The 11,943-nt window shown below is 51.5% G+C and carries 7 protein-coding genes and 1 pseudogene; 7 read left to right on the plus strand and 1 reads right to left on the minus strand.

The window, feature by feature from the left end; all coding sequences use genetic code 11:
* Positions 1–60: 60 nt before the first annotated feature.
* From ACTHYN_RS15535 to ACTHYN_RS15565, 7 genes and pseudogenes are all read left to right on the plus strand, one after another.
* Positions 61–975, plus strand: a pseudogene (locus tag ACTHYN_RS15535) (N-6 DNA methylase); the annotation flags it as partial.
* Positions 968–2,227, plus strand: coding sequence for a restriction endonuclease subunit S (locus ACTHYN_RS15540; RefSeq protein WP_441813317.1), 1,260 nt, complete (start codon positions 968–970; stop codon positions 2,225–2,227). The pseudogene ACTHYN_RS15535 and the gene ACTHYN_RS15540, both read left to right, overlap by 8 nt.
* A 148-nt stretch (positions 2,228–2,375) precedes the next feature.
* Complete coding sequence (locus ACTHYN_RS15545) at positions 2,376–3,524, plus strand: Fic family protein (RefSeq protein WP_441813318.1); 1,149 nt, start codon at positions 2,376–2,378, stop codon at positions 3,522–3,524.
* 25 nt (positions 3,525–3,549) lie between these two features.
* Positions 3,550–4,971: a type I restriction endonuclease gene (locus tag ACTHYN_RS15550; protein WP_441813319.1), complete on the plus strand. Its 1,422-nt coding sequence runs from the start codon at positions 3,550–3,552 to the stop codon at positions 4,969–4,971.
* A gap of 20 nt (positions 4,972–4,991) precedes the next feature.
* Positions 4,992–5,723, plus strand: a complete 732-nt coding sequence (locus ACTHYN_RS15555) for a DUF3800 domain-containing protein (RefSeq protein WP_441813320.1) — start codon at positions 4,992–4,994, stop codon at positions 5,721–5,723.
* Between the two features lie 309 nt (positions 5,724–6,032).
* Positions 6,033–9,161 carry a type I restriction endonuclease subunit R gene (locus ACTHYN_RS15560; RefSeq protein ID WP_441813321.1) on the plus strand — a complete coding sequence of 1,043 codons (3,129 nt, stop codon included), beginning with the start codon at positions 6,033–6,035 and terminating at the stop codon, positions 9,159–9,161.
* Positions 9,162–9,174: 13 nt separating this feature from the next.
* Positions 9,175–9,891 carry a M48 family metallopeptidase gene (locus ACTHYN_RS15565; RefSeq protein WP_441813322.1) on the plus strand — a complete coding sequence of 239 codons (717 nt, stop codon included), beginning with the start codon at positions 9,175–9,177 and terminating at the stop codon, positions 9,889–9,891.
* A gap of 87 nt (positions 9,892–9,978) precedes the next feature.
* On the opposite strand, the gene ACTHYN_RS15570 is transcribed toward ACTHYN_RS15565, so the two are convergent.
* A complete protein-coding gene (locus ACTHYN_RS15570) occupies positions 9,979–11,889 on the minus strand; it encodes a hypothetical protein (protein WP_441813323.1) in 1,911 nt (636 codons plus the stop codon).
* Positions 11,890–11,943 lie beyond the last annotated feature (54 nt).

An 11,943-nucleotide genomic window follows, 5' to 3' on the forward strand; every position in this document is an offset into this window, starting at 1 on the left:
GGTTGACGATGGCTGTATTATCGCCGATTTTGAGACTTATTCAGAGTCTCCCTAGGGAATCCACAGCACACCCAAGGTGGTGAGTTGATGACCTTTGACCGGGTCATCGCCAACCCGCCCTTCAGTCTGAAAAAGTGGGGCAAAGAAGAAGCGGATGCTGATTCATACGGTCGCTTCCCTTACGGCACCCCACCCAAAGATTCCGGTGATTTGGCGTTCGTGCAACACATGATCGCCAGTTTGAACGCCGAAGGCATGATGGGCGTGGTGATGCCACACGGTGTGCTATTCCGTGGTTCCAGTGAAAAAGCCATACGCCAAGGCATTCTGAATGATGACCTATTAGAAGCCGTGATCGGACTGCCTGCCGCCCTGTTCTACGGCACCGGCATCCCAGCCTGCCTGTTGATTATCAACAAGAACAAACCGGCAGAGCGCCGTGGCAAAGTGCTGTTCATCAACAGCGAACTGGAATACGAAGAAGGCAAAAACCAGAACAAGTTGCGTCAACAGGACATTGAAAAAATTGTTCAGACCTTCGATGACTACGTGGAAATTAAACGCTATTCAAAAGTGGTCGCACTGGCAGACATTGCTGAGAACGATTACAACCTGAACATCCGCCGCTACGCCGACACCAGCCCACCCCCGGAAATCTTTGATGTACGCGCCATCCTTCACGGAGGTATCCCAGTGCGCGAAGTACAAAGCGAGTACATCCGTGAGGAAATACTGGAAGGCTTTGATGTGTCCACGGTGTTTGTTAAACGGGATGCAGACTATTACGACTTCAAGTCGGAGATCGACAATAAAGAAGCCATACGGGAAACCGTGGGTGATGTGGATGCCAAGGTGATCAGCCAGCTGGAACACTGGTGGGACAAGTATCGGGTGTCATTGAGTGAACTGGATGCGCAAGTGGATGAAGCTGAAAGCGTGATGAAGGGCTATCTGAAGGAGCTGGGATATGAGTAATACAGTTCCTGAAGGGTGGTCTATTCACCCCCTTAACGGCAAGATCAATATTCTGTCCGGCTACCCATTTAAGTCATCGTTATTTTGCGATGACCCCTCAAAGATGGGTGTCATCCGTATTCGTGATCTAGTGAAGCAAAGCGTGGAAACTTTTTACGCCGGTGACTTTGACGACGAATACGTAGTGCGCAGCGGTGACATTTTGATTGGGATGGATGGCGATTTCAATATAGTAAAGTGGAAAACAAAGAGCGCACTACTCAATCAACGAATCTGTAAAGTTAAAGCTTCGAATAGTGGTGGGTTCAATAGCGACTTTCTGTTTTATTCACTCGTAGATGATCTTGATTCCATACACGCGGCAACTGGTGCTACCACTGTGAAGCACCTGTCGGTAAAGGACATTAGGGGCATAGAAAAGGCTTACCCCCCACTCCCCGAACAACAAAAAATCGCCACCATCCTGTCATCCGTTGATGACGTGATCGAAACAACACGCGCACAGACCAACAAGCTGAAAGACATGAAAACCGGCATGATGCAGGAGTTGTTGACCAAAGGGATTGGGCCGGGCGGCGTTCCGCACACTGAATTCAAGGATTCGCCGGTGGGGCGGATACCGGCGAATTGGAAGGTCGCGAGGCTTGACTCGCTGGCGAAAGTGGGCTCAAGCAAACGAATTCGTGAATCTGAGTACGTTACCGACGGTGTACCATTCTTTAGATCGAAAGAGGTAATCAGACAATCAAAAAGCCTGGACATCGAGAAACCACTGTACATAAGCAAGCAGCGTTTCACCGAAATATCAGAAAAATTTGGCGCGCCAAAGCAGGGCGACATATTGATCACGGCAGTAGGCACCATTGGTGTAGTTTACCTTGTGGAGGATCGTGAGTTTTACTTCAAAGATGGAAACTTGCTTTGGCTGAGAAATATTCGCCCTACAATTTCATCACAGTATCTTGCCAAGATCATGGCATCCGAAGGTTTTCAGGTTGAGATTGATCGTGTTACCGGGGGCTCAAGTCAGGCAGCGTTAACAATTGAAAAGCTTCAGGAGCTAACTATTGTTGTTCCGCCTCTGGTGGAGCAAGAAAGTATCGTCGGCATTTTGATGTCGCTGGACGAGAAACTTCAAGCAACATACCGAAAATTGCTAGCAGTTACAGACCTTAAAAAAGCCATAATGCAAGACCTACTCACCGGGAAAGTCCGCGTCAAAACCGACCAAAGGGAGTCAGCGGTTGCCTGATGCAGAAAAGAAGCGCTGCCTTACACAAAGAAACCCTTATGTAAGAGCAGCGATAAAATCATTACATAAGGCTTTCTTCATCTCCACTTGTACTATTTTTTCGGCCTATCAAACTGGGCTGAAATCCAGCTAAACCAAGGATAGGTCTATGCCCCAAACCAAGCTCCCAATAAATATCGACAACCTGCTCCAGCAGCGCACGGTAGAAAGTGAGCGCGTGGAGTATAAGCAAGGCTGGAACCCAGAGTCCGTATTGCATACGCTCTGCGCGTTTGCCAATGATTTTCAGAACCTGGGCGGCGGCTATTTGGTGATGGGCATTACAGAGGCACACGGCCAGCCGATACTGCCACCGCGAGGCCTGCTGCCGGAACAAATTGATAGCATTCAAAAAGCCCTGCTTAATCTGGGCAACTCGGCCATTCAACCACCGTATCACCCGCTAACGGCTGTGTATCAAGTGCAAGGCAAGCACATTTTAGTGTTGTGGATACCAGGTGGAGAGACACGGCCTTATAAAGCAAAAACTCGCCCAAATGATAAAAAATCAGATTGGGCATTTTACGTGCGTAAGCAATCCAGCACTGTGAAAGCCGTCGGTGAAACCGAGCGCGAACTGCTATCACTGGCGGCAACTGTGCCCTTCGTTTGGAACTTCCCGTATGCGGCGATTGAGGAGGCCGTGGTGAATGCGGTCTACCATCGCTCTTATGAGATTCGCGAGCCGATAGAGGTGCGTATTGATGCCCAGGAGTTAATGGTACTGAGCTTCCCCGGGCCTGATCGCTCAATCAGTTTGGCAGATTTAGAACAAGGCAAAGGCGTGAGCCGCCGCTATCGCAATCGCCGTATTGGCGAGTTTTTAAAAGAGCTGGATTTAACCGAAGGGCGCTCCACGGGCTTGCCTAAAGTTTTACGGGTTATGCAGCAAAATGGCTCGCCAACACCTGTTTTTGAAACCGATGAGGAGCGCAGTTATTTCCTTATTCAGCTGCCGGTTCATGAAGGGTTTGTAAAAACTGAACAAGCTACCCCCGAAGTCACCCCCGAAGTCACCCCCGAAGTCACTCCTGAAATTGTTTGCATGCTTGCTGCGCTAACAGAGGAAATGACGCGCGCGGAGATCATGGCCGTGCTGGGGTTAAAGGATGAGAAGCACTTTAGGGTATATTACCAGCAAGCATGCATAAGCAAGGGTCTGATCGAAATGACTATTCCCGACAAGCCGCGCAGCAGATTGCAGAAATATCGCCTGACACCTTTGGGCAAGCAGACATTAACAGCAACCAAAACATAACAAGTGGGTTTCAGTAGTAGCCAGCATGTTTAAAGACGAAGAAACCAAAGTAGAACAGCCCGCCATTGATCAGCTCATCAAATTAGGCTGGCAGTATGTGCCCGGTGCCAGTCTCGCGCCGGTAGCGTCTGCCTACGACTCGCAAAGTGGCGAGCGTGATTACTACCGCGATGTGGTGCTGACCAACCGTCTTGAAACCGCCCTGCGCAAGCTGAACCCGTGGATCAGTGACGAAAATCTGCGCAAGGTGATGCGTGAGATCACCCACCCAAACCATGCAGCCCTGATGGAATATAACCACGGCATTTATCAGATGCTGGTGAACTATCTGTCCGTAGAACAGGATTTGGGCAAGGGGCGCAAAGGGCAAACGGTCAGGATCATTGATTTCGATAACCCTGCCAACAATGACTTTCTGTGCACCAGTCAATTCAAAATTGAAGGCGCTAACAAGAACATCGTTCCCGATATTGTCTGCTTCGTGAACGGCTTGCCGTTGGCGATAATCGAGTGTAAATCCCCATACGTGGCTGACGCCATCGCCGAAGGCATTGTTCAGCTGCGCCGTTATGCCAACCTTCGTTACCCAGAGTCAGACGCGGGTGCACAAAAGCTGTTCTGGTATAACCAGTTAATGGTTACCACCTGTCGTGATCAAGCCAAGGTGGGCACCATAAGCTCCAGCGCCCAACATTACAGCGATTGGAAAGATGCCCACCCGTACACGGATGCTGATATTCGGGCGATGGCTGTGCCGTCTTCCACCCCTGTTGGCAGCAATGCCGTCATGCTGTCTGACGTGCCATCACCGGCGTATTTGGCACAGGCTCAACAGATTGCCGGTGGCGCAAACAATCAAACGGAAATTACCCCACAGCAACGCCTGCTGGCGGGCATGTTTGATCGTGCCAACTTCCTTGACCTGATCCATAGGCATGGAATTACACTTTCTGATTTGGCTGGAAAGGTTGAGCTAACTCAGTCCGAACACGAGCGTTTTGAGGTTAGGCAAGGAGACGTGTTTTTTACACGTACGTCTGAAGTGCCAAACGAAATAGGTATGTCGGCTGTATTCTTGGATCAGGCTGAAAATGTTTCGTTTAGCGGGTTCACCCTGAGAGGTCGCCCAGTGACCAATATGCTCGAAATCCAGTTTTGTAAATACTGCTTTTCCTCAGAGTACGTTAGAAAGCAAATCGTTTCGTCTTGCTCCTATACAACAAGGGCGCTTACGAATGGCACCCTGTTATCTCAGTGCTTGATAGCTATTCCGCCTAAACAAGAACAGCTGAAAATTGCGCAATCACTTGACTCAATTGACGATGTAATACAATCCAAAGCGCGAAAGTTGCGCACGACCTTGCATACGAAAAAAGCCCTAATGCAGGACCTGCTCACCGGCAAGGTCCGCGTCAACACAAACCAAAGGGAGTCAGTGGTTGCTTAACGCGCCCACTGCAATCAAGGATGAACCATAGCGACTACGTTGTTTACGTCGATGAAAGCGGAGACCACGGGCTGCAGAGCATTGACCCACACTATCCTGTGTTTGTGCTGGCTTTCTGTATCTTTCACAAACGGGACTATATAGATCAGGTTACGCCAGCGCTGCAGGACTTCAAGTTCAGGCACTTCGGTCACGATCAGGTAATCCTCCATGAAACTGATATCCGTCGAGATCGTGGCGATTTTTCGTTCCTGAACAGTCCGGAGCGAAAATCCAAGTTTCTGGGTGAGCTAACATGCATTATGGAGCAGGCGAATTTCACGCTGGTCTGTTCGGTCATTCGCAAAGAGGCCTACCGTGAACGATATAGCGAACCTGACAACCCATATCATGTAGCACTCGGCTATGGGCTCGAACGTGTTTTCTATTTTCTTCGCCAGAAAGGTGCAGGCAACAAGAAAACCCACATCATCGTGGAAAAGCGCGGTCGAACCGAGGACGACGAACTGGAACTGGCATTTCGCAGGATTTGTGATGGCGAAAACTTTGAAAAGAGAGACCTACCCTTTGAGCTGATATTCTCAGACAAGAAAAGTAATTCAACAGGCTTACAGTTCGCAGATTTAGTCGCACGCCCGGTCGGTTTGCACCTACTCCGGCCGAACCAGGAGAACCGGGCGTTTGAAGTGCTGGAGAAAAAGTTTTATGGCGGGGCCAGTCGAAATGGCCGAGGATTGAAGTCATTTCCATGATTAAGAAAGCAAAAAGCCCCGATGAATCCACCGAGGCTAATTGCCGACCGCGAATCCGCAGTCCATTTGCACCTATGGTTGCATGGCCTGCTATTAAAAAGCAAGTTACTATTCTGGCCATTTGGAACTGTTCTCAGACTAATACTGGAAGCCTTTTGTAAGCAGAAACTACATCCCTTACATAGAGAAACCCTTATGTAAGGGATAACCTGAAATCGTTACACAAGGCTTTCTCTATCTCCATTTGAGCAACTCTTGCCGATTCCACATTGCTTAACGCTCTTTTTTAGACGCTAGCGGGAGACAAAGTTGTACCAAGACGAAATCGAAAAAGTTGAACAGCCCGCCATCGACCAACTCATCAAGCTGGGCTGGCAGTATGTGCCAGGCGCTGATCTCGCACCGGCGTTGGTCGGCACTGGCTCAAAAAAGGGTGAGCGTGATTACTACCGCGATGTAGTGTTGACCAACCGTCTTGAAACCGCCCTGCGCAAGCTGAACCCGTGGATCAGTGACGAAAATCTGCGCAAGGTGATGCGTGAGATCACCCACCCAAACCATGCAGCCCTGATGGAATATAACCACGGCATTTACCAAATGCTGGTCAATTACCTGTCCGTCGAGCAGGATTTGGGCAAGGGGCGCAAAGGGCAAACGGTCAGGATCATCGATTTCGACAACCCTGCCAACAATGACTTTCTGTGTACCAGCCAATTCAAGATTGAAGGCGCAAATCAGAATATCATTCCCGATATTGTTTGCTTCGTGAATGGCTTGCCACTGGCGGTGATTGAGTGCAAATCTCCATACGTGGCGGATGCCGTTGGTGAAGGCATTAACCAATTGCGCCGCTACGCCAACCTGCGTTACCCAGAATCCGACGAAGGCGCACAAAAGCTATTCTGGTACAACCAGTTAATGGTCACCACCTGCCGTGATCAAGCCAAGGTTGGCACCATCAGTTCCAGTGCCCAACATTACAGCGATTGGAAAGATGCCCACCCGTACACGGATGCTGATATTCGGGCGATGGCTGTGCCGTCTTCCACCCCTGTTGGCAGCAATGCCGTCATGCTGTCTGACGTGCCATCACCGGCGTATTTGGCACAGGCTCAACAGATTGCCGGTGGCGCAAACAATCAAACGGAAATTACCCCACAGCAACGCCTGCTGGCGGGCATGTTTGATCGTGCAAACTTCCTTGATCTGATTCAGAACTTCACCATCTTTGAGCCGGTGGACGGTCGCCTTATCAAGAAGGTGGCGCGTTACCAGCAATATCGCGCCGTGAATAAGGTCATCGACCGCCTCAGAACCGGCACAGACCGCAAAGAGAAATCAGGGGTCGTCTGGCATACCCAGGGCTCTGGCAAGTCTCTGACCATGGTCATGCTGGCTGTGAAAATACGCCGAGACCCGGAGTTGCAACAATACAAACTGGTGTTCGTGACTGACCGCACTCAATTGGATTCACAGCTGTCCAATACCTTTCGCGATGCCCAAAGTGAAACCGTGCACAACGCCGGTTCCGTTGCAGAATTGAAAACCCTGTTAAGCCGTGAATCGTCCGATATTGTGACCGCCATGGTGCAGAAGTTTCAGGATGCGGAAGCGGAAGACGACTTCAAAGACCTGAACCCCAGTGACAAAATCATTGTGCTGGCGGACGAAGCCCACCGCACCCAGTTCGGCAATCTGGCAGCCACCATCAACGCAGCATTGCCCAACGCCCCCAAGATTGGCTTCACCGGTACACCCCTGCTGAAAACCCAGAAAATGGATCAGGCGTTTGGCGGGTACATTGACCAGTACAGAATCAACGAAGCCGTTGAAGACGGTGCCACCGTGCGCATCATCTACGAAGGTCGGCAGGTTCGCAGTGATGTGGTGGGCGATTCGCTGGATGCGCTGTTTGAAGAATATTTCAAAGACTTTAGTGACGACGATAAGCGCGAAATCAAAAAGAAATACGGGGTGGAACGTGCTGTTCGTGAAGCGCCCGCCCGTATCCGCTGGGTCTGTATCAATCTGCTAAAGCATTACCGTGAACACATTCAGCCCAACGGCTTTAAAGCCATGATCGTAGTGGGCAGTCGTTACGCCGCCACCCTGTTCAAAACAACACTGGATGATCTGGGTGCACCGCCTTCGGAAGTGATCATTTCCGGTAAGCATAATGACGAGCCCATTTTCACGCCCTACACCAACGCCGCCCATCAAAAGCAGGTGATCAAAAACTTCACCAAGCCACTGGGCACCGATAAAGAAAAAGAAGACCCCACGGCATTCCTGATTGTGAAGGATATGCTGCTAACCGGTTTTGATGCGCCCATTGCGCAGGTGATGTACATCGACCGGAATCTGAAAGACCACACATTGATGCAAGCCATTGCGCGGGTGAACCGCACCTATAAAGGTAAACAGGCGGGCTTCGTGGTGGATTACTACGGACTGTCAGACCACTTGGCGGATGCCCTGAAGGATTTCAGCAGTGAGGATGTGGAAGGCACCTATCATTCGCTGAAAGACGAAACCCCCAAGCTCAAAGCTACTCACACTCGCGTTGCCAATGTGTTCAGTGGGGTGAAAGGCGATGACATTGACGACTACGTTTTATTTTTGAAAGACGAAGACATCCGCCAGCAATTTGAGCTGGCGTTCAAACGCTTTGCCAAGCAAATGGATGTGGTGCTTCCTGATGTGGCTGCCAAACCGTTCGTGCCCGACCTGAAATTCTGGGGCAAGTTGCAAAACGCCGCCCGCACCCTTTACCGTGATCCCGGCTTGAACATCGAGGATGTGGGTGAAAAGGTACGGCAATTGGTGGAAGAACACATCGTCAGCACCGGCGTCGATCCCAAAATACCACCCGTTGACCTCATGGCGGCAAACTTCAAGGATGCGGTGGATCAGATCAAGTCACCGGAATCCCGCGCCTCCGAAATCGAAAGCGCCATCAAGCACCACATCACGGTGAATCTGGACGAAGACCCGGAATATTACCGGTCACTGAGTTTGCGGTTACGAGACATCATTGAAAAAACCAACGGCAAGTGGGAACAACAAGCTGAAATGCTGTTCGAGTTCCGAAACAGCATTGAAACAGCCCGCACCCAAGCCGCTGACGATCTGGGGCTGACGGATACCGAGTTCGCCTTTTACAACATTCTGATGTCGGAAGTGACCGCCCACAGTGGCGACGATGCGATCAGCGAAGCCGTACACGATGAAATCAAACAGACCAGCCAAGGCTTGGTGGGCATGTTTGATGAAGCTACGCAAATTGTGGATTTCTTCAGCAAGCTGGACGAAGTGAAGCGAATGAAGAAAGAAATCAAACGCGCGGTTCTGGATTGCTCGTTTGGTGACAAAGCCATTGTGACCGTGGTGCAGGATCGTTTTATGGAACTGGCGCAAACCCGTTTTGGTGCCAAGTGAGCGTATGACACCCATGGCGAATGATTCAGCGATTGAATACCGGGATGGCAATGGTTTTATTGCTGAAGTCATCCGCACTAACCGGCGCAAGTCGGCAGATATTCGGGTGGAAGAAGGTGCCGTATCCATTGTGGTGCCAACCAACACCAGTGGGGAGAAGATTGATCAGCTGTTGGTTGCCAAGCGCCAATGGATTAAAGAAAAGATTGCCCTGCAACGGGAACTGAACCCCGCCAGCACCAAACAGTATGTGTCAGGTGAGGCGTTTCCGTACCTGGGGCGCAACTATCGCCTGAAAGTGGAAACTGGCAGCTTCGCCCCTGTAAAGCTTCTGAACGGGCGTTTGGTGGCAACCCTACCCAAAGGCGATGAAAGGCCATACATGATCCGGAACGCCCTGGTGCGTTGGTACAAACGCCAGGCAGAACAAAAGCTGCAGGAAAAGGTTAAACGCTTCGCACCCATCGTTGGCGTAGAACCTGCCGGCGTGGGCATTCGCACGTTCAAGTCCCGCTGGGGTAGCTGCACGGCCAGGGGCAAGCTGGAATTTAACTGGCAGATTATGACGGCACCTAACCGCATGGTCGATTACGTGGTGATTCACGAACTCTGCCACCTTATACGGCATGACCATTCCCCGGAATTCTGGCGGGAAATGGCGCGGGTTATGCCCGAGTACCAGCAGTGTCGGGAATGGTTACGGGAGCATGCAGCGCAGCGGGTGTTTTAGCGTTGTGGAAGGCATCACCAAATGTGTTCGCCTTGAAGCATAGGCCCTGGTTTGATGTTTGTGGCCCGCTTTGTGTGTAGCCGCTGGTTATCGTAACAACTCCACAAGGTATTCCGACAGATTTTGGTAACGGTAGCTCACCCGTGCGTAGGTGTCGCCACTCGACCCGTCCTCAAACTCGCGCCCGCAGGCGCGATTGCCACCATGGTTTTTCAGATATGCTGACGTTATGAGGTTTTGAGTGCCGTCAGCTGGCTGTTCTCCGTTTATGGCCGGGTAGTATAAAGCCCACTCAAACCCCTGCCCGCTATCCACATGGCTCAGCCCGGACATCTCGGGCGCGAGAAACCCATAGCGTAAGGGCCGGTTAAACTGTATGTCCTGTTCAAGTTCAGACTTGCCCCGGGTATCAAATTCCATGAACAGCCCGGTGAAAGTCTCTGGCTGGGGTTCATATCCGGAGAACTCATAGTTTTGAGTGCTTGTAACCACATGCCCCGCATTCACGGCATCGACATTGTCTTTATCAATCCTGCAGGTTTGACGCTTATCGGTATAAATCAGGGATTCAAGTTCCTTACCCGCCTCTTCAAGCTGGTATCCCGGAAAGCCGCCAGTGGCATTTGTTCGCCGCGGAATCAGTGTTCGGATGAGAGGGCCGTTTTGCCGGGAAATCCGAGCGATCAACTCTGCCAGCTTTCCATCGCTAAAGCTCCAGCTGTAGGTTACTTCGGGGCTTCCCCCCAGCTCGGTCGAGCCTGGCTGAATACCCTCAAGCGCATGGCAGGTGGTGCGGGTTTCAAAGGTAGCGGTACCGGCTGCCCAATCAAATTCCAGGCGTTCATCCATGCCCGGTTCGCTATAGGCAATTCTGCTCTGGGGCGATAAAGACACTGAAGGCAGCCACTGGGTACTGAGATTTGCCATATAGCCACGCACACTCACCAGCCTTGCGATTTCCTGTATGGAGGGCGCGAGGCAGCCGTCAGCACTGATAGATTGCAGGCGCCCGTCTTCACTGTAATCAAACGCCAGTTCTGCCGAAACCAGCAGGTTGGAGCTTCTGACTGGAAGCTGCTCCGACTGCTTCGGTTGAGCATACACACTCTGGCTGGTCAGCAGCACAGGGTCGCCCAACTCTATGGGCACCTCTGGCAGTTCGACCAAATCAATATCAAGGTTTGCGTAGTTTCCCTGCACGGCCGCATCAACAGCGGCTATCACGTCGCTGGCGTTCTGCACCAGGGAGATACCAAGAAGAAAAGCGCCCGGGCGGCTGAGAAGGCGCTCTGTGCCGTCGCTTTCAGGCTTGGCAAGCTCGTTGTTATATTCCTCCGGAAACTGGCTTGCCATAAAACGTGCCATGGCTCGCGCATACGCATGGGCACGGTTGTCTTTATCCAGCACATAATCCTTAAGCAGGTTGATTCCGGCCAGGCCTGGCAAAGCGGTATCTGTGGCACTTGCCAGTGGGTCCGGAGAGGTAAGACGACGATAGCGCGCCAGGGTTGTAAGCGGGGTAATGTTGCGCACGCCGGGCGCGGCCGAAAGCATAAAGGCACGAGGAACCGCCGCCTCTCCACTGTGGGTATGCTCCAGTGTTTTCCCGGGAAGGGCCAGCGCATAAAGGGGAAAGGTGCGTGGGTCGATATCAGGACCTACGTCTGGCGCTACCACAAGTTCCGAAGTATCCAGAGAGAAAGCCCCACCTTCGCCACTCATCGTGGTGGGCTCCCCCGAATCCAGGGTAACGGTTCGGCCCGAGGCCAATTCAAACTCCATTGGCCCCGGCGTGTATTGGCTATCGCCGTCTATATCCAGCCACACCCGGGCATTTTTCAGGTAGCCGTCTATAACCTTGCCAGTGTATGGGGTGGGCTCACTGTACTTCACGCCATCAAAATCCCGCCCATCCACAGGCAGCTCATCAGACTCTTCGCCGCAGCCGGCCATAGTGAGAAAAAGTACGGAAACGGGCAAGAACATAAGAAGTTTCATCACGGCAACCGTTTATCCTTGTTAGAGGTTGTGCCGTTACTTTAGGGGATGTGG

The sequence above is a fragment of the Marinobacter sp. genome (genome assembly GCF_052091845.1).
GTDB lineage: Bacteria > Pseudomonadota > Gammaproteobacteria > Pseudomonadales > Oleiphilaceae > Marinobacter.

Bases quoted from the DNA above. Each gene is read 5' to 3' on its own strand.
- ACTHYN_RS15540 (WP_441813317.1), top strand. From the start codon at position 968: ATGAGTAATACAGTTCCTGAAGGGTGGTCTATTCACCCCCTTAACGGC.
- ACTHYN_RS15545 (WP_441813318.1), top strand. From the start codon at position 2,376: ATGCCCCAAACCAAGCTCCCAATAAATATCGACAACCTGCTCCAGCAG.
- ACTHYN_RS15550 (WP_441813319.1), top strand. From the start codon at position 3,550: ATGTTTAAAGACGAAGAAACCAAAGTAGAACAGCCCGCCATTGATCAG.
- ACTHYN_RS15555 (WP_441813320.1), top strand. From the start codon at position 4,992: ATGAACCATAGCGACTACGTTGTTTACGTCGATGAAAGCGGAGACCAC.
- ACTHYN_RS15565 (WP_441813322.1), top strand. From the start codon at position 9,175: ATGGCGAATGATTCAGCGATTGAATACCGGGATGGCAATGGTTTTATT.
- ACTHYN_RS15570 (WP_441813323.1), bottom strand. From the start codon at position 11,889: ATGAAACTTCTTATGTTCTTGCCCGTTTCCGTACTTTTTCTCACTATG.